Annotated in this window: 23 protein-coding genes; 19 read left to right on the top strand and 4 right to left on the bottom strand. The window is 43.1% G+C overall.

Annotated features, from left to right (window positions below; translation table 11 throughout):
* The 9 genes from V7266_RS13690 to nuoN form a co-directional block, all read left to right on the top strand.
* Positions 1-726, top strand: a 726-nt coding sequence (locus V7266_RS13690) for an NADH-quinone oxidoreductase subunit C (protein WP_335468445.1), incomplete at its 5' end; no start/stop codon positions are given.
* Positions 727-729: 3 nt separating this feature from the next.
* Positions 730-1,830, top strand: a complete 1,101-nt coding sequence (locus V7266_RS13685; RefSeq protein WP_335468444.1) for an NADH-quinone oxidoreductase subunit D — start codon at positions 730-732, stop codon at positions 1,828-1,830.
* Positions 1,830-2,834, top strand: a complete 1,005-nt coding sequence (nuoH, locus tag V7266_RS13680) for an NADH-quinone oxidoreductase subunit NuoH (protein ID WP_335468443.1) — start codon at positions 1,830-1,832, stop codon at positions 2,832-2,834. The genes V7266_RS13685 and nuoH overlap by 1 nt, the downstream gene beginning before the upstream one ends.
* 101 nt (positions 2,835-2,935) lie before the next feature.
* Positions 2,936-3,355, top strand: a complete 420-nt coding sequence (gene nuoI / locus V7266_RS13675; RefSeq protein ID WP_098527792.1) for an NADH-quinone oxidoreductase subunit NuoI — start codon at positions 2,936-2,938, stop codon at positions 3,353-3,355.
* Positions 3,352-3,873: an NADH-quinone oxidoreductase subunit J gene (locus tag V7266_RS13670; RefSeq protein WP_335468442.1), complete on the top strand. Its 522-nt coding sequence runs from the start codon at positions 3,352-3,354 to the stop codon at positions 3,871-3,873. The genes nuoI and V7266_RS13670 overlap by 4 nt, the downstream gene beginning before the upstream one ends.
* Complete coding sequence (gene nuoK / locus V7266_RS13665) at positions 3,870-4,184, top strand: NADH-quinone oxidoreductase subunit NuoK (protein WP_335468441.1); 315 nt, start codon at positions 3,870-3,872, stop codon at positions 4,182-4,184. Before V7266_RS13670 ends, nuoK begins: the two co-directional genes overlap by 4 nt.
* A 141-nt stretch (positions 4,185-4,325) precedes the next feature.
* Complete coding sequence (gene nuoL / locus V7266_RS13660; protein WP_335468447.1) at positions 4,326-6,197, top strand: NADH-quinone oxidoreductase subunit L; 1,872 nt, start codon at positions 4,326-4,328, stop codon at positions 6,195-6,197.
* Positions 6,194-7,702 (top strand): NADH-quinone oxidoreductase subunit M, encoded by a 1,509-nt coding sequence (locus tag V7266_RS13655; protein WP_335468440.1) that lies wholly within the window; start codon positions 6,194-6,196, stop codon positions 7,700-7,702. The genes nuoL and V7266_RS13655 overlap by 4 nt, the downstream gene beginning before the upstream one ends.
* 6 nt (positions 7,703-7,708) lie before the next feature.
* Positions 7,709-9,196 (top strand): NADH-quinone oxidoreductase subunit NuoN, encoded by a 1,488-nt coding sequence (nuoN, locus tag V7266_RS13650; RefSeq protein WP_335468439.1) that lies wholly within the window; start codon positions 7,709-7,711, stop codon positions 9,194-9,196.
* Between the two features lie 204 nt (positions 9,197-9,400).
* Here nuoN and V7266_RS13645 read toward each other — a convergent pair whose 3' ends face one another.
* Both V7266_RS13645 and V7266_RS13640 read right to left on the bottom strand, forming a co-directional pair.
* Entirely contained in the window at positions 9,401-9,571 is a 171-nt protein-coding gene (locus V7266_RS13645) for a CsbD family protein (protein WP_335468438.1), read from the bottom strand.
* Positions 9,572-9,599: 28 nt separating this feature from the next.
* Positions 9,600-9,833, bottom strand: coding sequence for a hypothetical protein (locus tag V7266_RS13640; RefSeq protein WP_335468437.1), 234 nt, complete (start codon positions 9,831-9,833; stop codon positions 9,600-9,602).
* Between the two features lie 308 nt (positions 9,834-10,141).
* On the opposite strand from V7266_RS13640, the gene V7266_RS13635 reads away from it, so the two are divergent.
* From V7266_RS13635 to V7266_RS13595, 9 genes are all read left to right on the top strand, one after another.
* On the top strand, positions 10,142-11,650 hold the full coding sequence (locus V7266_RS13635) for a mechanosensitive ion channel (protein WP_335468436.1): 1,509 nt from the start codon (positions 10,142-10,144) through the stop codon (positions 11,648-11,650).
* Positions 11,651-11,898: 248 nt separating this feature from the next.
* Positions 11,899-13,185 (top strand): hemolysin family protein, encoded by a 1,287-nt coding sequence (locus tag V7266_RS13630; protein WP_420491401.1) that lies wholly within the window; start codon positions 11,899-11,901, stop codon positions 13,183-13,185.
* Positions 13,186-13,412: 227 nt separating this feature from the next.
* Complete coding sequence (locus tag V7266_RS13625; protein WP_335468434.1) at positions 13,413-14,213, top strand: SDR family oxidoreductase; 801 nt, start codon at positions 13,413-13,415, stop codon at positions 14,211-14,213.
* Positions 14,214-14,352: 139 nt separating this feature from the next.
* The gene (locus tag V7266_RS13620; RefSeq protein WP_335468433.1) at positions 14,353-16,278 is read left to right on the top strand and encodes a BglG family transcription antiterminator; all 1,926 of its coding nucleotides are present in this window, start codon (positions 14,353-14,355) and stop codon (positions 16,276-16,278) included.
* A 25-nt stretch (positions 16,279-16,303) separates the two neighbouring features.
* Positions 16,304-16,753 (top strand): transcriptional regulator GutM, encoded by a 450-nt coding sequence (locus V7266_RS13615; protein ID WP_335468432.1) that lies wholly within the window; start codon positions 16,304-16,306, stop codon positions 16,751-16,753.
* Positions 16,754-16,769: 16 nt separating this feature from the next.
* Positions 16,770-17,321 (top strand): PTS glucitol/sorbitol transporter subunit IIC, encoded by a 552-nt coding sequence (gene srlA, locus V7266_RS13610; RefSeq protein WP_098527803.1) that lies wholly within the window; start codon positions 16,770-16,772, stop codon positions 17,319-17,321.
* A 19-nt stretch (positions 17,322-17,340) separates the two neighbouring features.
* On the top strand, positions 17,341-18,354 hold the full coding sequence (gene srlE / locus V7266_RS13605; RefSeq protein WP_335468431.1) for a PTS glucitol/sorbitol transporter subunit IIB: 1,014 nt from the start codon (positions 17,341-17,343) through the stop codon (positions 18,352-18,354).
* A 127-nt stretch (positions 18,355-18,481) separates the two neighbouring features.
* Complete coding sequence (locus V7266_RS13600; RefSeq protein ID WP_335468446.1) at positions 18,482-18,847, top strand: PTS glucitol/sorbitol transporter subunit IIA; 366 nt, start codon at positions 18,482-18,484, stop codon at positions 18,845-18,847.
* Between the two features lie 93 nt (positions 18,848-18,940).
* Entirely contained in the window at positions 18,941-19,612 is a 672-nt protein-coding gene (locus V7266_RS13595; protein WP_335468430.1) for a transaldolase family protein, read from the top strand.
* A 265-nt stretch (positions 19,613-19,877) separates the two neighbouring features.
* On the opposite strand, the gene V7266_RS13590 is transcribed toward V7266_RS13595, so the two are convergent.
* Both V7266_RS13590 and V7266_RS13585 read right to left on the bottom strand, forming a co-directional pair.
* Positions 19,878-20,600 carry a TrkA C-terminal domain-containing protein gene (locus V7266_RS13590; protein ID WP_335468429.1) on the bottom strand — a complete coding sequence of 241 codons (723 nt, stop codon included), beginning with the start codon at positions 20,598-20,600 and terminating at the stop codon, positions 19,878-19,880.
* A 53-nt stretch (positions 20,601-20,653) separates the two neighbouring features.
* Entirely contained in the window at positions 20,654-20,920 is a 267-nt protein-coding gene (locus tag V7266_RS13585) for a hypothetical protein (RefSeq protein WP_335468428.1), read from the bottom strand.
* A gap of 121 nt (positions 20,921-21,041) precedes the next feature.
* Here V7266_RS13585 and V7266_RS13580 point away from each other — a divergent pair, with 121 nt between their 5' ends.
* Positions 21,042-21,977, top strand: a complete 936-nt coding sequence (locus tag V7266_RS13580) for a magnesium transporter CorA family protein (protein WP_335468427.1) — start codon at positions 21,042-21,044, stop codon at positions 21,975-21,977.
* The last annotated feature ends 47 nt before the right edge of the window (positions 21,978-22,024 follow it).

Here is a 22,024-nt window from a genome sequence, read left to right as displayed (position 1 = left end):
GCGAAGAAAAAGGCAGCCGCAGCGGCGAAAGCCAAAGCAGCAGCGGCAGCAAAAGCAAAGGCAGCGGCAGCCGCAAAGGCCAAAGCAAGCGGAACTGATGCTGCAGATGCAGGCGGCGATGATGAAAAGGCAAAAGCGATTGCAGCAGCAAAAGCAAAGGCGAAAGCCGCGGCCGCAGCCAAAGCCAAAGCAGCAGCAGGCGGGAAGACCGGCACTGCAGCGGAACCGGCAGCCGAAGTGAAGCCATCTGTCAATCAGCCATACTTAGTTAAGTATGTAAAAGTGATTGAGGAACACTTAGGGCCGGATGTTTTAGAAGATTCTTATATTAATAAACTATCCAAGGATGTTCCGACACTTGTGGCGAAGCAGGATACATATTTTAAAGTAGCTCAATTTTTAAAATTTAATGAGCTGCTCGGATTTGACTATCTGTCAGAGCTGCATGGAACAGATTTTGAAACCCATATGGAAGTCTATGTTCACTTATACTCATACAAAAACCGTCAATCGGTGGCATTGAAAGTGAGAATTGACCGAGATGAACCAACAATCGATTCCTTGCAGCCACTGTGGGCCGGCGCAAACTGGCCTGAATGTGAAGCATACGATTTACTTGGGATTAACTTTAAAGGACATCCGGATTTACATCGGATCCTGCTAGGAGAAGATTGGGTTGGCCATCCACTGCGTAAAGATTATGAACAGTATGATGTGGAGGTGTAACCAATGATCAGAACAGAAGAAATGTTACTAAACGTCGGTCCCCAGCACCCAAGTACACACGGTGTTTTCCGTCTGGTGGTTAAAATTGATGGGGAAATCATCACCGAAGCAAAGCCTGTCATCGGCTATTTACACCGTGGAACGGAAAAATTAGCCGAGAACCTGCAATATACACAGATTATTCCTTATACGGACCGGATGGACTACCTATCGGCGATGACTAATAATTATGTCATCTGTCATGCGGTTGAAACGATGATGGGGATTCAGGTTCCTGACCGCGCGGAATACCTTCGCGTACTGGCGATGGAGTTAGGGCGGATTGCGAGTCACCTTGTGGCCTGGGGAACTTATGTCCTTGACCTAGGTGCGACAAGTCCATTTATTTATGCCTTCCGTGATCGTGAAATGATTATCAATATGCTGAACGAGTTATCAGGTGCCCGCTTGACCTTCAATTATATGCGTGTTGGCGGTGTAAAATGGGATGCTCCTGAGGGCTGGATTGAAAATGTAAGAGATTTCGTTCCTTATTTGCGCGAGCAACTGAAGGGCTACCACGACCTTGTTTCCGGAAATGAAATCTTTTTAGACAGGGTAAAAGGTGTAGGTAAGTATACGAAAGAAGAAGCCCTTCAGTATTCACTCAGTGGACCGAACCTTCGCAGTACAGGTGTGAAGTGGGATCTTCGTAAAGATGAGCCATATTCGATTTATGACCGGTTTGACTTTGATGTGCCGACTTCCGAGGACGGCGACTGCTTAGCGCGCTACCACTTACGTCTTGAGGAAATCACTGAATCGTTAAAAATCATCGAGCAGGCTGTTGAGCAATTTCCTGCTGAAGGTGAAATTATGGCTAAGGTTCCCAAAATCATCAAAGTACCAAAAGGTGAAGGGTTTGTCCGAATCGAATCACCGCGCGGCGAGATTGGCTGCTATATTTACAGTGACGGGAAGAAAGAACCGTACCGCTTAAAATTTAGGAGACCATCATTCTATAATCTACAAATCCTGCCGAAATTACTAGTAGGTGAAAATATTGCAAACTTGATTGCCATTTTAGGGGCAGTGGATATTGTCCTTGGGGAGGTCGACGGCTAATGATTCAAGATTTGCTCCAATCAAGCCCTGGCTTAGTTAACTTTGGAATCTTCTTTTTACTTGGTGTCGTCTTGCTTTTAGTCGTATTAGGTTTCGTAACTTACGGAATCTTAGCCGAGCGGAAAGTAATGGGATATATGCAATTACGTCACGGTCCAAACCAACTTGGGGGCCGCTGGGGGCTATTGCAGACTGTCGCAGACGTATTAAAGTTATTATTAAAAGAAGATGTCATCCCGAAAGCAGCGGACCGGCCATTATTTATTTTGGCGCCGATCATTGCCTTCGCACCGTCATTCATGGTGCTGGCAACCTTACCGTTTACCGATAAGTTTCAGTTCGCGGATATTGGTGTCGGCTTACTTTATTACATTGCGGTTTCAGGTTTAACCGTTTTTGGGATGCTGCTAGGCGGCTGGGCCTCGAATAATAAATACGCACTTTTAGGCGGTATGCGTGCAGCGGCACAAATGATTTCCTATGAAATCCCGCTGGTTATGTCCGTTTTAGGGGTAATCCTGTTAGCAGGAAGTTTAAATTTAAATGATATCGTCATGCAGCAGAAGCATGGCTGGTTTATTCTTTTGCAGCCAATTGGCTTTATCGTATTCTTTATTGCGTCGATTGCAGAATTAAACCGGACACCGTTTGACTTGCCCGAGTCAGAGAACGAATTAGTTGCCGGTTATTTCGTTGAATATGCTGGATTTCGCTGGGCGTTCTTTATGCTTTCAGAGTATGTGTATGTATTTGGGATGTCGACACTAATTACGATCATCTTCCTTGGAGGCTGGCTTGCACCATTTGCGTTCCTTAGCTTTATTCCTGGAGCAGTATGGTTTGCACTTAAGTTCTGTTTAGTTGTCTTCATTTATTTCTGGATTCGCAGTACGCTGCCGCGTTTCCGCGTCGACAGATTGATGGAATTCGGCTGGAAGGTCCTATTGCCAATTGCCCTAGGAAACATCTTCCTTACCGCTCTCATCAAATCACTATTCTTTTAAATGGGGTGCAGTCACCATTATCGACATTAACAAAGTGATAGTGGTACAAATGGTGCCTGACACCAATAACAATATTTAAACTGTCAAAAGGGGTGAAAAACGTGCTTGGAGTATTTAAAGGCTTGAAATATACCCTTAAACAATTATCGCGCGAGAAGGTTACGTACGATTATCCGAATGAGCCGCTTCCGCTGCCGGACCGCTTTCGCGGCATCCAAAAGTTTTACCCGGAGAAATGTATTGTCTGTAATCAATGCATGAATATCTGCCCAACGGAATGTATTAATCTAACGGGTAAGAAGCATCCGGACCCAACGAAAAAGGGAAAAATCATCGACACATACGATATTAACTTCGAAATCTGTATCCTATGTGACCTGTGCACAGAGGTTTGCCCGACGGAAGCAATCGTTATGACGAATAACTTCGAGCTCGCCGCCTACAGCCGTGATATGTTATTTAAAAATCTAGAATGGCTGGATGAAAACGACGAAAACGTACGGCAGGTGAATAAACCATGACATTCTCAGGCGAATTCCTAGCATTTATGGGACTCGCACTCGTTGCCATTATCGGCGGCGTGCTGCTGTTAAACCTGAATAAGGTAATTCATATGGTCGTCGCTCTTATTTTCACATTCATTGCGATCGCGGGGATTTATGTACTGCTTTCGGCAGAGTTTATCGCGGTAGTGCAAATCTTAATCTATTCAGGAGCCATCACGATTATTATGCTTTTCGGTATCATGCTGACGAAGCATAACGATGAAAGTGAACCCAAAACAGGCAGGTTACGAAAGTTCCTCTTGTTCCTTGGAGTGGCGGGCTTTGCCTTTGCGGTTTACATTGGCATCTACAATTTCAATATTGAGCAGGCTCCGTCCAAACTTCATGAAAATAACACATTGCAAATCGGGCAGGCGCTCTACTCAAAATATATTATTCCATTTGAGTTAACTTCCGTGTTACTATTGGTCGCCCTTGTCGGATCCATTATCTTAGCGAAAAATGATAAGAAGAAGGAGGCGGATAAGGAATGAGTTCAGTTCCCGCTTCAGCCTTCCTGGCACTGGCACTAATTCTATTTTGCATCGGCTTATACGGTGCGTTGACAAAGAAAAATACTGTTATTGTCCTGATTTCAATTGAACTAATGCTGAATGCCGTTAATATTAATCTGGTAACCTTCAGCAAATATGGCATCACACCGTCGATTACAGGTCAAATCTTCGCCTTGTTTGCCATCAGTGTCGCAGCAGCAGAAGCAGCGGTAGGGCTCGCCATTCTAATTGCCCTTTATCGCAACAAGAAAACGGTCAACATCGACGATATGGACACGATGAAACACTAAAGGGCCTAGGGCAACCCCCGGGTAGTAACAAGCAGCACTCGGGAGGTTTTCGACCAAACTTCGGGCAGTGACAAGCACACCGTCCATCGGTGGAATCGACAAAATTCGGATGGTCCCTCATAACCATCCAAGGGGTTGATAATATTGGAAAATGCATGGCTTATCCCGCTTTTCCCGCTATTATCGTTTTTGATCCTTCTTCTATTCGGTAAGCGGCTGAAGGAGGCGAGCGCATATGTGGGGATTCTCCTCACGCTCGCATCGCTGATATATTCCATTTTGGTCTTATTCCAGCGCTTTTCAGAGCCAACCTACGGGACAAATTTTGAATGGCTCACGATTGGGGATCTGCATCTTACAGCGGGTTTCGAAGTCAATCAATTAAATGCATTAATGCTGGTAATCGTTTCGCTCGTTAGTTTCTTAGTACATACGTACTCAAAAGGGTACATGCATGATGACGAGCGGTTCCATGTGTTTTATGCTTATTTAGGATTATTTACATTTGCAATGCTGGGGCTGGTAATATCGCCAAACCTGCTGCAAACCTATATTTTCTGGGAGCTAGTTGGTGTTGGTTCCTTCTTATTAATTGGTTTTTATTTTTACAAAGAAGAAGCGAAAGCGGCTGCCAAAAAGGCGTTCATCATGACCCGTATTGGGGATGTCGGCCTGTTTATCGGAATGATCCTCCTTTTCTGGGAGACGAAAAGCTTTGAATATAGCGTCATTTTCCATTCAGTGGAAGCCGGCGCTATCCCAACATCGATGATTACCTTGATTGCGATTCTCATATTTATCGGGGCTGTCGGAAAATCCGGTCAGTTCCCGCTTCATACCTGGCTTCCAGATGCGATGGAAGGTCCGACTCCTGTTTCGGCCTTAATCCATGCCGCCACCATGGTTGCCGCTGGTGTATACTTGGTCGCAGCACTGTTCCCATTATTCTTAGCCAGCAAAACGGCACTGCTTACGATTGCAGTTATCGGTGCGTTTACTGCCATTTTTGCGGCAAGCATTGGTTTAGTGCAAACCGATATCAAACGGGTTCTTGCCTACTCAACGGTCTCACAGCTCGGCTACATGATGTTAGCCCTCGGCTCTGCCGGCTATGTAGCAGGTGTATTCCACTTAATGACACATGCCTTCTTTAAGGCCTTGCTGTTCTTAGCAGCAGGTTCAGTCATTCATGCGGTACACACGCAAAACATTGAGGAAATGGGCGGGCTTTGGAAAAAATTAAAGCTGACCGGGCCGTTATTCTTAATTGGAACCCTTGCAATCAGCGGGGTGCCGTTATTATCCGGTTTCTTCTCAAAGGATGAAATCCTGGCGGCGGCATGGGAAGGCGGACATCCAATTTTATTCTTACTTGCCCTCGCGGCTGCCTTCATGACGGCATTCTATATGTTCCGTTTGTTCTTCCTGGTCTTTACCGGAGAAGCACGCGGCAACCAGCAGCATGTTCACGAATCGCCATCCAATATGACCTTGCCAATGATTATCCTTGGCGTACTCGCAGTCCTTGCTGGTTACGTGAACACACCATGGTTCGGAACGTTCCTTGGCGACTGGCTCGTGGATGGCAATGCAGCACTTGCCCAGCATGGACATACAGAAGGTCCTGCCTGGATTATGATCGCAGCAACGCTCGTATCGTTAGCAGGGATTTTTCTTGCCTACTTGATGTACTATAAGCGTTCACTTGCCCGCAACTGGTTAAGCGGAACAGGGGACACCTTGCACAGTATTTTATTAAATAAGTATTTTGTTGACGAGTTCTATCAATATACCGTGGTCGCAGCTTCCAAGGCACTCAGCTACTTCTTGCGGTTCATTGATGTTTTCATTGTTGAAGGGCTTGTCAAAGGCGTGGTCGGGATTGTCCAAGGACTCGGCAGAGCCGGATCCAAATTACAATCCGGACAGGTACAGACCTATGGTGCGGTTGCCTTTATCGGTCTCGCACTGCTCGCTGTCATTTTTGCATTAACAGGGGGGTACTTACGATGAATTTATCAGCTGTTCTTTCAATCCTAGTATTCTCCCCAATACTCGGTATCATCGTCTTGGCCATGATGCCAAAAACAGTCGAAGCACCCATCAAAATCGTTGGCTTTCTAGCAACCTTGCCGGCACTATTTCTGTCATTGGCCTGCTATCTCCATTTTCAGTGGGGCAAGAACTTGGCAGACTTCAATGTCGCGAAAGAGTGGATTCACATCCGCGGCATGAACACGGAAGAGCCTTACTTTGCGGTCAACTATGAATTGGGCTTAAGCGGCTTCCAGCTTCTGCTAGTCGTGTTAACCGCCGTAGTGGCAACATTATCCGCGATTGCCGCTGCACGGTTTGTTAAAAAAGAATGGAAAGGCTATTTTATGCTGTTCCTTCTTTTAGAAGTAGGTATGCTCGGCGTGTTTACGGCTGAAAACCTAATTTTATTTTTCATATTCTTCGAGGTTACGCTCATTCCAACGTTCTTTTTAATTGGAAAATGGGGCTATTTTGAAAAAGAAAAAGCTGCCTATAGTTTCTTAATCTACAACGGCTTAGGCTCTGCCGTTCTTCTAATTGTGATTATGATTCTATTTGCGAAAACAGGTACCACCAATATTGAGATGTTGACACAAATGATGGCAGACCCAAGTGCGCCGCTATCAGGTGACTTGAAAATGGGTCTCTTCATCGGTCTATTGATTGCCTTTGGTGTGAAGTTACCAATCTTTCCATTACACAGCTGGATGTTAAAGGTTCACGTTCAGGCACCGCCAGCCGTTGTTATGATTCACTCTGGGATTCTATTAAAAATTGGTGCCTACGGACTAATTCGTTTTGGAATGGGGATTTTCCCGCACCAGTTTGATACCCTGTCGACACTGATTGCCGTCCTTGGTGTAATCAACCTCCTTTACGGGGCGTTCCTGGCGTTCATTCAAACGGACTTTAAAATGGTGTTGGCGTATTCGTCGATTTCTCACATGGGGATCGTGCTCATTGGCCTTGCGGCGATGAATACAGCTGGAGTGCAGGGGGCAATTTTCCAAGTGGTCTCGCACGGTTTAATATCGGCGTTATTGTTCTTCATTGTCGGCATCCTGTACGAGCGTACCGATACCTCGCTTCTTGAGAACCTGGGCGGAATGGCGAAGGGGATGCCGCTGGCAGCTGGCTTCTTGCTTGCTGGAGGGATGGCTTCACTGGGACTTCCTGGCATGTCCGGTTTTGTCAGTGAATTTATGGCCTTCCTAGGGCTTTTCAAGGAAATTCCATGGCTTGCAGCCGTAGGAACCATTGGTATTATCATGACGGCAGCCTATGTATTGCGAGCTGTCTTGGGCATCACATATGGCAAATCGCAGCGTGAATTTACTGGTGTCATCGACCTAAAAGGCGTCGAATTCGTACCGGTTGTCGTTTTAATGCTATTAATCGTGTTAATTGGCGTTTATCCAAGTGTTCTAAGTTCTCCACTGCAAACAACACTAGAAACCATCATGTTAGGGTTAGGAGGGTGATGAAGGATGGATTTATCGACATTGAAATCATTTAACTGGAGTGTCATGACACCAGAGTTCATCATCCTCGGTGTAGCAGCTGCGCTGACATTAATTGATTTATTTTTACCAAAAAAACAAGACCGCCGCTTCCTTGGCTGGATTGGGATTCTCGGTATATTGGCCGCCATTGTATCGGTTGTATCGCTGATCAATACGGACGCAACATCCATCTTGGATGACAGCTTCACCTTGGATTCCTTTGGCAAAGCCTTTAAATTAATCCTGCTTGTCGGTGCGGGTCTCGTCATGTTCCTTGCTGTCAGCTATGAGGCAAAGGAAGGAATGGAAGATTACCGCGGTGAGTTTTATTACTTATTCTTAACGGCCTTGCTCGGTGCGATGGTGATGACCTCAAGCGGGGATTTAATCACGTTATTCATTGGGCTGGAATTGTTAACTGTTTCGTCTTATATCCTAGCGGGCATCCGTAAGCATAACTTACAATCAAATGAGTCGGCGATGAAGTACGTCATCAATGGTGGTATTTCAACCGCCATCACTTTGTTTGGGATGAGCTATGTGTATGGATTAACAGGATCAACGAACCTGTACGACATTGCCCAGACACTGTCTGCGGTAACAGATGCGCAGCATGCTTACTTGCTCGGTCTTTCCTTCTTAATTATTTTTGTAGGTTTGTCGTTTAAGTTAGCGGCAGCGCCGTACCATATGTGGGCGCCAGACGTTTATCAAGGGGCACCAACACCAGTAACAGCCTTCTTGAGTGTAGTTTCTAAATCAGCTGGCTTTGTTATCGTGATTCGTCTATTGATTGCTGTCTTCTATAATGCGGCTCCAACAGGGTCAAATGGGGAAGGCATCCTGTTCAAAATGCAGGATTATCTCGCTGTAATAGCAGCTGTCACCATGATTGTCGGAAACGTAGTTGCTTTAAAACAGTCAGATATTAAGCGATTGTTTGCCTATTCCAGTATCGCCCACGCCGGGTATATACTGGTCGCGTTAACCAGTTTGAGTTCGAATATGCTCTTTTCAATCTGGTTCTACCTGCTTGCCTATATGCTAATGAACCTCGGTGCATTCGCGGTAATTCAGCTGATCACGGAGCAGTCCGGTTCAACCAAAATTGCCGATTTCGCTGGTCTATATCGACGTTCACCAGTTCTCGCTGTCATTATGGGAATTCTCTTAGTTTCCTTAGCAGGCTTCCCGGGTACAGCTGGTTTTATTGGCAAATTAAATATCTTTGTCGGGACCTTCTACGGCACTCCGCATTATGTGCTGGCATCGATCATGATTGCGACGACTGTCGTTTCGTATTTCTATTATTTCGGCGTGATGACGCAAATGTTCTTCCGCCCGGCTGCGGACGAGCGCAAACTGAACATTCCATTCGGCATCGTTGTCGTGCTGCTTGTCGCAGTGGTCGGGTCCGTTCTTTTCGGAGTGGCACCAAACATCGCGCTCGACTTCTTAAATAATCTGCAGTAATTTTTTAAAAAAGGAACTCAAGCTGGGGCTATGAACTTGGCTTGTCCTGGGAAGAGGGTATTTCCCCGGGAAATAAAAGAACGATCCGGTCGGAAGCTTTGGGGAAGGCGGCCGACCGGTTAACTTGGTCAAATAAAAGGGGTAAACATAGAAAAGAAGAGGCTTAGGGGAGCCTCTTCTTTATTGTATTTATATAGATAATGTTTAATCCGATAATTTATCTTTTACGTCCCCAATGCCTTCCTTCACTTTGCCCTTCAGTTTATCAAATTTTCCCTCGGTTTCGGTGGAACGATCATCGGTTGTTTTACCCCATTGTTCTTTTGCTTCCCCTTTGACTTGATCAAAACGGCCTTTTAGTTCATCCTTATTCATTTTAATATCCTCCTTCATTGAAAATCGTTTACTTGTTATTATCCTTAATTTCCTTTTCCACATCATTCTTAATATCTTCTAAATTATTCTTAGCTTCTGTTAAGTTCTCTTTTGCTGATTGCTTGGTACTTGTATCAACCGCATCCTTTTTCTGGCCATCACTTATTCCGTTATCCTGGTCGACGCCATCACCGCACCCGGCCAAACCGCCAAAAGTCAGTAATGCTGCAAATCCACCAGCTAACAAGGTTTTCCTCCTCATCTTACTCCTCCTTTTGTTATTCGGTTGTAGAGTATATTCCCATGGAAAATGGCTGTGAAACCTCTTTTTTTAGGTGGGTGTGGGGGGAACTTGCGGATAAGAGGTGCCAACTTGCGGATAACACGCCTCTATTTGCGGAGGTACAGTTCTAACTTGCGGATAACAAACTCCAACTTGCGGAAAGCACGCCTCAATTTGCGGGTAGCCGGCTCCAACTTGTGGATAACGAGCTCCCATTTGCGTCGGATGTTTGAAAAGAAAAAGAGGGGGTATACCATCTACCAAACTTACAAAAAGGAGCGATGTTTATGAACGTAACTAACATGTTATCTGGCTGGTACATATATACAGATCAGATTCCCCGTTTGATATTAGCCCTTCTCGTTCTATTAGTAGGCTGGCTAATCGCAAAAGGAATAGGGAAAGCCGTAACATCATTATTAAAGAAAACAAAATTTGATGACAAGTTGTTCTCGAATTTTGGAACTAGTAGAAAATATTCGTCAGAAACCATCATTGGAAAAATAGTTTACTATGCATTATTAGTGGTCGTCTGGATCATCTTTTTTAACATGCTCCACTTAAGCCTGATTGCCGCACCGCTTGTCAACATGATGACAGCCATTACAGGGGCAATCCCAAATATACTAAAAGCGGCTCTTATTCTACTTTTTGCCTGGGTGGTTGCTTACTTGCTGCGTCTGCTTTTCAAAAAAGGAGCAGCCATGCTTCAGTTAGAATTACGAATGGTTAAATGGAAAATGGCTGAAAATCAAGTAGAAGCCCATTATAGTGTGGAAAGAATCGCACAAGGCGTATTCTATTTTGTTCTATTGCTATTTTTACCAGGAGTATTAGGGGCATTACAAATTGAAGGAATTTCAGGACCATTCACACATGCACTAACTTCTATGCTAGCGTTTATTCCGAAATTATTTGCTGCCGCATTGATCGTATTAGTAGGCTGGTTGATTGCTAAATTGGTCCGCGAAATACTCACAAACTTCTTAAAAAGCCTAGGGGCCGACCATATCGGGCAGCGATACGGCATTATCAAGGATAAGGAAGAGGCCAATCTATCAAGTATCATCGGGAATATTGTGTTTATCCTCATCTTAATTCCAACCATCATTACGGCTTTGGAGAAACTAGATTTGAAGGGAATCTCTGAACCAGCAATCTCGATGTTAAATCACATTCTAACGTTAATCCCGAATATGGTAGTTGCCATCATTCTGATGTTAGTTGGTATCTGGTTAGGTAAGTGGATTGAAAAAATGGTTGTCCAAATGCTATGGCGTTTACGATTTGATAACATCTTCCACCAAATTGGAATTGGTTCAATCACACCGGAAAAACCGAAGTTCACCTTATCACAAATAGTGGGACTGCTTGTTAAGATTGTGGTTGTGCTGCTATTCGCAGTCGAAGCTTTACAAATTGTTCATTTAGACTTCTTAGTAACACTGGCAACAGGAGTAATTGCTTACCTGCCAATGCTGCTAGCGGCTATTTTAATCTTAGGTGTAGGATTATATGTCGGCCATTTATTGGAGCGTATTTTACAAAATGTCATTAAAAATAACTACTCACGCACCCTCGCAGCCATTGCGAAATATACGATTTTTGCGATCACGGTGTTTATGGCATTAGACCAGCTTGGTGTGGCGCACTCCATTGTAAATGCAGCCTTCATTCTCGTCTTAGGCGGGCTGGCACTCGCATTTGGTCTCGCGTTTGGCCTTGGCGGAAAATCGTTTGCCGCTAAATATTTAGAAAAACTTGATGACAAGCTGGATAAGAATAATCATTTATAAACAAGGGCAATCCGGAATCCAGCGGGATTTCGGATTGTTATTTTGGGGGATAAGAAGGTATAAAAGTTTTTATCTTTGAGAATTGTCTAGCTCCAGCGCCTAGCCCCTCGATGGTCTACAGCCAATCCGTCCAAAAGGTTAAAAAGCAACCTTTCGGCCGGCTCGTCTTATGCTTGTCGGGGCTGACCAAGGCGCTTGCGCTTTTCTTATAGGGAGGTGTTCGGTCTTTGCTGTGGTTTAACGTATTAATGATCATTCTGCTGATTGTCTTAACTGGCTTCTTCGTGGCGATTGAATTCGCGATTGTCAAGGTGAGAACATCACGGATTGAACAATTGCTGGCGGAAGGGGAAAGCCGTGCGGCCGCCGCACAAAGAGTTGTCACACACCTTGATGAGTATCTCTCTGCTTGCCAGCTCGGCATCACTGTGACAGCGCTAGGACTCGGGTGGCTCGGCGAACCGACGGTGGAGAAGCTATTTCATCCTGTACTTGCAGCTTTAAATATTAATGAGGCCGTTACCCATTTCTTATCCTTTACCTTGGCATTTGTAGTCGTTACCTTTATTCATGTTGTCGCAGGGGAGTTGGCGCCGAAAACCTTCGCGATTCAAAAAGCGGAGCAGATCACCTTATGGTTTGCCAAACCGATCATCTGGTTTTACAAGCTCATGTTTCCGTTTATTTGGCTCTTAAACCATTCTGCCCGTCTGCTTGTTGGTATGTTTGGTCTCAAACCGGCCTCTGAGCATGAAATGGCTCATTCGGAAGAAGAACTGCGCATCCTCTTGTCGGAAAGCTATAAAAGCGGGGAGATTAATCGGAACGAATGGCGATATGTGAACAACATTTTTGAATTTGATGAACGATTAGCCAAAGAAATTATGGTTCCCCGCACGGAAATGTGCTGCATATCGCTAGGTGATACGCCCGAGGAGATTGCTCAAAAGCTTGGAAGGGAAAAGTTTACCCGTTATCCGGTGGTCGAGAGGGATAAGGATCATGTTCTTGGGATGCTGAACGTGAAAATGTTATTAACACAGCGGTTTATGAATAAAAGCTCTCAGCAAGAATGGAACCTCGGATCCCATATTCAGCCGGTTATTACCGCGATTGAAAACATCCCGATTCATAATTTGCTGCTGATGATGCAAAAAGAACGGACCCATATGGCGATTTTACTCGATGAATATGGCGGTACAGCCGGACTGGTAACGGTCGAAGATATTATCGAAGAAATTGTCGGTGAGGTAAGGGATGAGTTTGATGGTGACGAAGTTCCAGCGATTCGGACCATCATACCGCGGACTCACTATATCATAGATGCTAAAGTTGCGATTCAGAGAGTGAACGAGTTACTCGGAATCGATTTAAGCGCGGATGGCATCGAGACGCTTGGCGGCTGGTTTTTAACAGAAAGGTCAGCGCAGATCGACGATGATGCGGTCGTAGTGGCAGAGGGATTTGAGTTTAGGGTCAGCGAATCAGAGGGATTTCATATTAAGTATGTTGAAGTGAAAAAAAATGCTGCTTAGAGGTGTATTCAAAATATGCTTGTCCCGCCACAGTCCATGATACTGTGGCATTTTTAGTGTATGCAAGGATGTTCCCACATACAGCCAAGGGGTAGAGGGAATTTAATCGTTCAACTGTTTTCACTTTTCTGTGAAAAAGTATGTATTAATTCGATTGAAGAAAATTTTTATACTAAATACATAAATTGAAAACGTTTTATAGATTGAAAGACTAGGAGGAATAAAGATTGAATACATCTTGGCTTGAATTAGAAGGTAAAGTTGCAATTGTAACTGGCGGTGCATCTGGTATCGGATTAAGTATTGCGGATGAACTAAGAAAAAGTGGAGCAAAAGTAGTTGTCTCTGACCTACATGTGGAAGAAGGACCACAGGCTGATGGAACTTATTTTATAAAGTGTGATGTAACGAAAAAAGAAAGCGTTGACCTTATGGTGTCAAAGACGGTGGAATTATTCGGATCTTTAGATATTCTCGTCAATAATGCCGGCGTCAACCTTCCGAGACTATTAGTAGATGTAATAGGAGAAAGACCAGAATACGAGTTAAGTGAAAAAGATTTCGATTTTATGGTAGCGGTTAACCAAAAGGGTCCTTTCCTTTGTTCACAGGCTGCCGCAAAGGAAATGGTCAAGCAAAATAAAGGAGTGATTGTCAATATTGCTTCTGAGGCAGGTCAAGAAGGGTCGGCTGGTCAAAGTTGTTACTCCGCAACCAAGGGAGCCATCATTTCCTTCACTCGTGCGTGGGCAAAAGAATTAGGCAAATATAATATTCGTGTAGCAGCTGTGGCACCTGGAATCATGGAAACAACCGGATTAAGGACAGATGCCTATAATGAAGCATTAGCATATACACGTGGTGTGACAGTTGATGGGTTAGCAACCGATTATAGCAAGTCCATTCCGTTAGCTAGAGAAGGAAAATTATCTGAAGTAGGCGAGCTTGTTTCTTACCTTGCTTCCGACCGTTCTAGTTATATTACCGGTACAACAATCAATATCTCAGGTGGTAAATCTCGCGGTTAAAACGAAGGTAAGATAAAGCGATATGCCTTTTCTTGAATGCCGATACCGGAAAATAACAAGCAAACAGTATTAATTGTTCATATCATTAGTTTTCGGATATAATTTTGGCATTGGTTTTTAGAAGAAGGGGGTGAGGAAAATGTCTGATTTAATGATGGATGAACGAGTTGTTCAAATACTGGAGATAGTAAGGAAGAAAACTTACTGCTCCTTGGAGTACCTCGCTGAAACATTAGGGGTAAGCACTAGAACTATTCGAAATTATAGTAAACAGTTAAACAGTGACTTGGAAGGCATTGCATCAATAGTAAACGAAAAGGGAAAAGGCTACCACTTAATCATTGAGGATGAGCAGTTATTTGAGAACTTGTTGGAAAAATTCCATTCAGAGAAAAATCAGCAGGATTCACCCCAAAGCAGGATCGCTTTTATCATAGATCAACTAGTGAACAGTGATGAAATCAACACACTCGATGAATTGGCCTTTCGGATGAACATTGGCAGGACCACTCTGGTAAATGAATTAAAAAAAGCAGCGGTGGCATTAGAAACCTATCATCTTTCCATACTCGGTAAGCAAAATAAAGGGATTTATTTGAGTGGTGATGAACTGAACCTCCGTTTCTTTATCCTAGATAACCTATATGATTATTTATATAGCGGGTATCCACTCGATGAAGACATAAAAGATGAGGTAATACGGATTGCCAATCAGTTTGATTTGGAATCAACCACGCAAAATCGGCTGATCCGTTTTGTCATCATTATGCTGGACCGTTTGTTAAAGGACCATCCACTTCAAGAGATAAACGAGAAACACCGGAAACTAATGGATACAAAAGACCATCTGCTCGCGCAAGATATAGCTGCTGCGATCGAACGGCATTTACCCATCAAGATTCCGCAACCGGAAATTTTGTTCATTACGTTACCGATTGCAGGACGGAGAACACCGACGAACAATCGGACCATGGCAGACGTGACCGTTACAGAAGATGTAAAAAATCTGTTGAAAAAAATTATGGAGGCAGTGGGTTTTGAAAAAGGAATCTTTCTTGAAAACAAGGAGTTCTTTGAGGACCTGCAATACCATTTAACGTTTATGTTAAATCGCTTGATGTTTGGTATGAGGATCACCAACCCGCTGCTTATGGATGTTAAGGAGAAATACCCGGTTGCTTACAAAATGGCAGAAATAGCTGGAAATGTGATTGAGAGAGACTATGGTTTACATGTTTCAGAGGATGAGCTTGGCTACATTGCCTTCTATTTTGGCGTATTTATCGCTCAAAATGATGTGAAGGTGAAACGCTTGCGGCAGGTTGCCGTTATTTGTGGAACGGGCCGGGGTACGGCAAAATTGGTCGCTATGCAGCTGCAGCGAGTTTTGAATCAAAACACACAAATTTTCTTGTTTTCGGAATCAGAGGTAACAAAAAAGCAGTTAGACGATTATGATATGGTTTTTTCGACCGTCCAGCTTGCCTTTGAGACGGATGCTCCCTTAATAGCGATCAATGAAATATTTGATGAAAAAAGCATTTCACAGCAAATTGAAAGGGTTACCTATTTACAGAAATTCAATTTAAAAGATACAGGGAATAATCATTCCATCGTCAAGATGTTAACAAATGAAGACAAATTTTTTGTTTTAGACAGCCAGAAGGGTTATCGGGAAAATGTTAAGTTGATGATCGAAGATTTAGTCATGAAAGGCTATCTCGATGAGGGGTTTAAAGAGCGGCTAAGAGTAAGGGCAGAAAAGGGATCGATGGTATTTGATCGGTACATAGCCCTGCCCCATACCGTAAACCATAAATCTAATAAAATCGAGCTTGCATTGGGGTTATTTCCTGAGACGGTAATCGCCGATGGAAAAGAAATTAAATTGGTCTTCTTATTGGGCATACCTGAACAGACAGAATATGATGCTAGTCTTTTAGTGAAAATTTATGATGAAATTATGAGGATTGCGGGGAATCAACAGCTTGTCAACCAATTATCTGAGACTACTAGCTATGAAGAACTAACACACTATCTCGAAAAAGCAAGCAGGAATCCCTGAATGATTAGGTAAGGACGTGAAAACAATGCAAATTTTTATCATCATGATTTTTATGGCTGGTGCATTTATTTTTCAAATGGTATTAGGCTATCTCCAAATCAAGCATTTTTCGAAAGCGTATGCAGAGCTTAGAAGAATCGGAAAGGTAGCCATCGGTAAGAAACCTGGAAAGTTCCGGTCCGGAACCATTGTCATGTTTGCTGTTACCAATAGCGGTAAAATCCTGAAGGCGAAGAGGATTCAGGGAGTTACGGTTATGGCGAAAGTGAAAGATATGCCAGGATTTGAGGACAAAAATATTAGAACATTAGAAGAAAAAAATCTGGCTCATTGTAATAAACTGCTAAAATTGGCCATTCTGGATGCAGTTCATAATTATAAGGTCATCATGAGCGGGGGCGAAATTCCTGAGAAGAATAGTCTCTTCAAGCGAATGATGCTGCAAGCAGAACGTGTGGCTGCTGTAAAAAAATAAGAAGAGGTGAGTGTTAATGGATTATATCGTAGTATTTGCCGAAGGATTTATGAAATTATTCCAAACCGGTGCAGACACGTTTATTTCATGGATGAAAGGGATCGTACCAGTTGTTTTATTATTAATGGTGGCGATGAATACGTTAATTCAGTTGATCGGAGAAAAACGGATTAACAAGCTGGCAATGGCTTCAAGCAAAAACCCGCTATTAAGATATTTAGTTCTTCCATTTATTGGTTCGTTTATGTTAGGGAATCCAATGGCATTATCACTAGGACGCTTTTTACCTGAAAAATATAAACCAAGCTATTATGCTTCTGGTTCTTATTTCTGTCATACAAGCAATGGATTATTCCCGCATATCAATCCAGGTGAATTGTTTATTTTCCTCGGGATTGCCGCTGGGATTGAAAAGCTCGGATTCAGTACAGCAGAATTGGCTGTCCGCTACCTGCTAGTCGGATTAGTAATGAACTTCTTTGCAGGCTGGATCACCGACTTTACAACAAAATTGGTTGAAAAACAACAAGGCATTAAATTGAAAACAGAAGTGAAGTTACATCACTAGGATGCAGGGAGGGTTCAAGATGACTGAATATCGTTCGATTAAAATTGTAAAAGGAAGCGGTGGTTTTGGAGGTCCGTTGACAATTACTCCAACTGCAGCTAAAAATAAAATCGTTTATATAACAGGCGGCGGTGCTAAGCCGGCTATTGTAGATAAGATTGTCGAACTAACGGGTATGGAGGCGGTAAATGGCTTCCAAACATCGGTTCCAGATGACCAGATTGCACTGGCAATTATTGACTGCGGTGGTACGTTACGCTGTGGAATTTATCCGCAAAAACGGATTCCGACTGTTAATATTATGCCAACTGGCAGGAGCGGCCCATTAGCTAAATTTATTACAGAAGATATTTATGTATCTGCAGTTGATGTGGATCAGATCCAACTAGTTGACGGGGCTGAGGTACAAGTAGCTGCTGCGGCAGAAAAATTACCTGAGCCAGAAAAAGAATTTAAATATAGTGCGGAGCAAAAGATCTCGCAAACGTTGGCAGCTAAAAAGAATAAAAGCATCATAACGAAATTTGGACTTGGTGCTGGTAAGGTTATTAATACGTTTTATCAAGCAGGTCGTGATGCAGTCCAAACCATGATCAATACAATTATTCCGTTTATGGCCTTTGTATCCTTGCTAATTGGAATCATCCAAGGCTCTGGAATTGGAAACCTATTTGCGAAAATGATGTCACCGCTTGCCGGTAATATCTGGGGACTGCTTCTAATTGGCTTTATCTGTTCTTTACCATTTCTATCCCCATTACTTGGCCCGGGTGCTGTTATCGCACAGGTTATCGGTACACTGATTGGAGTGGAGATCGGGAAGGGGAATATTTCACCAAACCTAGCACTGCCGGCATTATTTGCAATCAATACCCAAAGTGCCTGTGATTTCATTCCGGTTGGATTAGGACTTGCTGAAGCGGAGGCTGAAACAGTCGAAGTAGGGGTACCATCTGTTCTCTACTCGCGGTTCTTAATAGGGGTCCCAAGGGTATTTGTCGCTTGGCTGGCCAGCTTCGGATTATACCAGTAAACATGAACATTGTATGGATTATGTCTAGGCGTTATTTACGAAGAAATAACATTTTATTTATACTAACTTAGAAAAAAGTATGGGAGGTATGCGGCTCGGCAACGCTAGTTGTCAAGGCCAACAGAATATGAAAACAATTTATGAGAATCAAGTAAGAAGTATCGGTGCAATGGCAAACTCATTTTTAGAGGAAAAAATGCTCATTTTATTTGGCGATGCAGCTCCGCAAGATTTAAAAGACTTTTGCTACAATATCGACGTTGTGAATGTAGACGAGGAAATCCAGCCTGGACAAACCCTTTATATTAACAATGAAAAGTATAAAATTACCTCCGTGGGAGATGTCGTTCAACGAAACCTTACCACATTAGGACATATTACCTTAAGGTTCGATGGCTCAGCCATACCGGAATTGCCTGGGACTCTATATTTAGAAGATAAAGAAGTTCCATCAATAGAAGTAGGTTCTGAACTTAAGATTGTAAGTGAATAGCCTCAGGCTAACAGTCAATCATGAAACCAATCACTAGCTAAAAGGCTTAATCTCCACTAGATTAAGCCTTTTACTTTAAGGAGGTATACGTAAATGAAATTGTATATTGATTCGGCTAATCTAAAACAAATTGCTTACATACAGGAGTACTATCCGATTTCAGGGGTTACAACGAATCCATCCATTATCGTGAAAGAAAATCGCCCTTATTTAGAACTTCTAAAAGATATTCGAGAAGCCATCGGGGAGGACAAGGAACTATTTGTTCAGGTAGTGGGGGAAAAAGCGGAAGAGATGGTCGAAGAAGCCAAGTTTATTAGCCGTCAGCTTTCAGGAGCGGTCGTGGTAAAGGTCCCGGTGACGGAAGAGGGTATGAAAGCAATTAAACGATTGTCTGCCGAAAACATTCCAACACTGGCCACGACCATTTATACCTCATTTCAAGCTCTGTTGGCAGCGATGGCAGGAGCCAAATATGTGGCACCATATGTCAACCGGATTGATAATTTAACAGGCGGCGGTGTTAAGGTGGTTTCGGAGATCGCGGCGCTGTTTGCTGCTTATCAATTACCAACTCAAATCCTGGCAGCCAGCTTTAAAAATGTTCAGCAGGTCCATGATGTGTGCCTTTCAGGTGCACACGGTGTCACGGTGGGGGAAGACCTGATCAAGAAATTGATTGCTTTCCCTGCCACCGCTCAAGACGTAGAAGTATTTAAAAAAGAATGGAAAAACATGTACGGTCTGGAAAACGTATTAGGATAGGAATCGTTCAATTAAAGATAATAATTGTACTAAGTTAAGGTGGAAAAATGGGTATTATTTTAGTTAGATATCATGGTGAAAATTATTGGATTCTTCATCAATATGAATCTGGGTATTGTGAAATTAAAAAAGACACCTCTTCAATGGCTAAGGTTGAATTAGTCCATATCTCGGAGTTACAGGTAGTGATAGAGGGAAAATAGGATGGACAGCCTTAACCATTATAAAAAACGAACTGAAAAAAGAACCGCCTGCCGTTTTTTCCTCATAGTAGATTATAGGATGGAAGTTCGCGGTTCTTTTGGTTTTCTTTCATGATGGATATATCCTCGTGAAGGACCTTTAAAACGACCTCTTTTACACCATAAATCAAAAGCTGATCCCCTTCATGAATCCTCGTATTATAAAGATGCCTTCGAATCTTAACGTCACCACGTTTGATAAACAAGACGACCAGCTCCAACTCATCATGCTCTTTGACGGCTTCACTAATGGTTTGATTGACTAGAGTAGACTCCTCATAAATATGAAGCTCGAGCAGGACATCCTCTTTATTTTTCAAAAAAACATCCCGCACCGGTAAATCCGCCAGTTCAATGTTCTGCTTCATTTCCTGATTAAAAGCCTTAGCGAGCAGCCGCTTGACGCGTTCCATCTTTAACACCAAAAATACAGTTATAACCGTGCCCGCACCGATTAAGATTTCCTTTGCCTGCAGACCCTCTGATAGAAATTGGCTAATCGATGAAATAATCACGGCGAGGGAGAAGGCGCCAAACAAGATAAGGACGAGGGCTAGCTTACGGCGAACGGGATGTCCTAAGATCAGCTCAGATTCTCCAGTCGTAAAACCGGTCCCTGTCATCATCGAGATCACTTGGAACCTCGAAACCTCTACTTTCAGCCCGGTTAACCGGAATAAGATGACAAATATCTCAATCACAGCAAGAATAATCACCATGTAAATGAACAAAAACAGTAGATTCAATGTTATCACCTCATAAAAATAGTTGGGGCATTAAAGACCCCAACCTACTGCTGCTATTGCATTTTCTCATTATAAAATTGAACTGAGTACATCGCACCTTCGTCGACCATTTTGTTATCTTCTATATCATGTGGATGCGGATGCCCGCCTTTATGAATCGGAAGCTGCTCGCTTTTTTGATAGACGGTTGGCAGAATCTTGCGCTTCCAGTCTCTTAATAACGTTCCTGCCTTAATCCGATTGGGCTTATTACTCAGCCACACGGCAGAAGCACCAACCCCAACAGCTAATAGTGAGCTCATACTTAAGACACGTTTCATCATTATTACCTCCTTAAGAATGGAACAACCTATCTAGAATATGTGATACCCGCATTCCTTTAAGAATAAACGTTTAAATTTGGACTTAAGCGGGGATAAGGTGTAAAGAGGAGGGATTCTATTGGAAAAATATATTGGCAGGAACAAGTGGAAGTGGGTAGAGTGGAACAGCGAAAAAATGGATCTTAACGGGTCATCCAGAAGCGGAGAGGACCCTGTTATGACATCTTGGCTGAACCAGATCGGAAAAGATAAAACCAATAGCTTACGAGTAACCAGCCTGGAGAATGGCGAAAAAGTCATCAACGGGTCCCTCATCTATAAACAAAGTTATACAGATGAACATGACTATAAAATTTTTCATTTCTTTTTAACCTGCGATCAATTGTTCACTGCCGACCTAGAAATTGTCTCTATGAATCAGGACACGCTTTATCGCCTGTTATCACGGACAAATAATGCCGTGGAAGGCTTTTTACTTTTTCTCGGAGAACTAATGAATGAAACACTTGTAGAGATTGATCAGTTTGAGGAGACCCTCAAAACATTAATATGGAGTGTGCGAAAAAGAAATGAAATCGGGATCCTTGAACTTGTCTATAAACGCCGGCATGAATTGTTGATTTGCAAGAACCTGCTAATTCCGATCAACGAGGTAAAAATGGCGATCGACGAAATTAATTTTCCTGATATTAAGGATGGGGATTTTTTCTCGTGTACATGCAAACGGATTGAGCGGGCCATGGTGCTGCTGAATGAGTATGAACATGAAATTGATTCGCTCATTAATTTAGAGGAGGTTATCTCTTCGCATCGCGGAAATGAAATTATGAAGACTTTAACGGTGTTGACGACCATTTTTACACCGATTATGGCTTTTGGGTCCTTATGGGGCATGAACTTTAAGCATATGCCTGAGCTTGGGTGGCGGTACGGCTATATTTTCTCGATCGCCTTAATCATCATTTCAACAGCCTTCTTATATTACTTTATAAAAAATAAAGGCTGGACAGGCGACCTGTTAAAAGGCAAAAAGAGAGGATCGTTTTTTAAATAAACTCTGTTAGACGATATGATTGTTTTTCATACTCTGTTGATTGGAGC

Origin of the sequence: Neobacillus drentensis (assembly GCF_036965645.1) — a bacterium.
In the GTDB taxonomy this organism is placed as follows: Bacteria; Bacillota; Bacilli; order Bacillales; family Cytobacillaceae; genus Neobacillus; species Neobacillus drentensis_D.
The sequence above is the reverse complement of the archived record's forward strand: the minus strand, read 5'-3'. Positions and strand labels throughout refer to the sequence as shown.

What these genes read in the sequence shown, in the direction of transcription:
- V7266_RS13685 (WP_335468444.1), top strand. Translation starts at nt 730, where the DNA reads ATGATCAGAACAGAAGAAATGTTACTAAACGTCGGTCCCCAGCACCCA.
- nuoH (WP_335468443.1), top strand. Translation starts at nt 1,830, where the DNA reads ATGATTCAAGATTTGCTCCAATCAAGCCCTGGCTTAGTTAACTTTGGA.
- V7266_RS13670 (WP_335468442.1), top strand. Translation starts at nt 3,352, where the DNA reads ATGACATTCTCAGGCGAATTCCTAGCATTTATGGGACTCGCACTCGTT.
- nuoK (WP_335468441.1), top strand. Translation starts at nt 3,870, where the DNA reads ATGAGTTCAGTTCCCGCTTCAGCCTTCCTGGCACTGGCACTAATTCTA.
- V7266_RS13655 (WP_335468440.1), top strand. Translation starts at nt 6,194, where the DNA reads ATGAATTTATCAGCTGTTCTTTCAATCCTAGTATTCTCCCCAATACTC.
- nuoN (WP_335468439.1), top strand. Translation starts at nt 7,709, where the DNA reads ATGGATTTATCGACATTGAAATCATTTAACTGGAGTGTCATGACACCA.
- V7266_RS13645 (WP_335468438.1), bottom strand. Translation starts at nt 9,571, where the DNA reads ATGAATAAGGATGAACTAAAAGGCCGTTTTGATCAAGTCAAAGGGGAA.
- V7266_RS13640 (WP_335468437.1), bottom strand. Translation starts at nt 9,833, where the DNA reads ATGAGGAGGAAAACCTTGTTAGCTGGTGGATTTGCAGCATTACTGACT.
- V7266_RS13635 (WP_335468436.1), top strand. Translation starts at nt 10,142, where the DNA reads ATGAACGTAACTAACATGTTATCTGGCTGGTACATATATACAGATCAG.
- V7266_RS13630 (WP_420491401.1), top strand. Translation starts at nt 11,899, where the DNA reads ATGATCATTCTGCTGATTGTCTTAACTGGCTTCTTCGTGGCGATTGAA.
- V7266_RS13620 (WP_335468433.1), top strand. Translation starts at nt 14,353, where the DNA reads ATGTCTGATTTAATGATGGATGAACGAGTTGTTCAAATACTGGAGATA.
- V7266_RS13615 (WP_335468432.1), top strand. Translation starts at nt 16,304, where the DNA reads ATGCAAATTTTTATCATCATGATTTTTATGGCTGGTGCATTTATTTTT.
- srlA (WP_098527803.1), top strand. Translation starts at nt 16,770, where the DNA reads ATGGATTATATCGTAGTATTTGCCGAAGGATTTATGAAATTATTCCAA.
- srlE (WP_335468431.1), top strand. Translation starts at nt 17,341, where the DNA reads ATGACTGAATATCGTTCGATTAAAATTGTAAAAGGAAGCGGTGGTTTT.
- V7266_RS13600 (WP_335468446.1), top strand. Translation starts at nt 18,482, where the DNA reads ATGAAAACAATTTATGAGAATCAAGTAAGAAGTATCGGTGCAATGGCA.
- V7266_RS13595 (WP_335468430.1), top strand. Translation starts at nt 18,941, where the DNA reads ATGAAATTGTATATTGATTCGGCTAATCTAAAACAAATTGCTTACATA.
- V7266_RS13585 (WP_335468428.1), bottom strand. Translation starts at nt 20,920, where the DNA reads ATGAAACGTGTCTTAAGTATGAGCTCACTATTAGCTGTTGGGGTTGGT.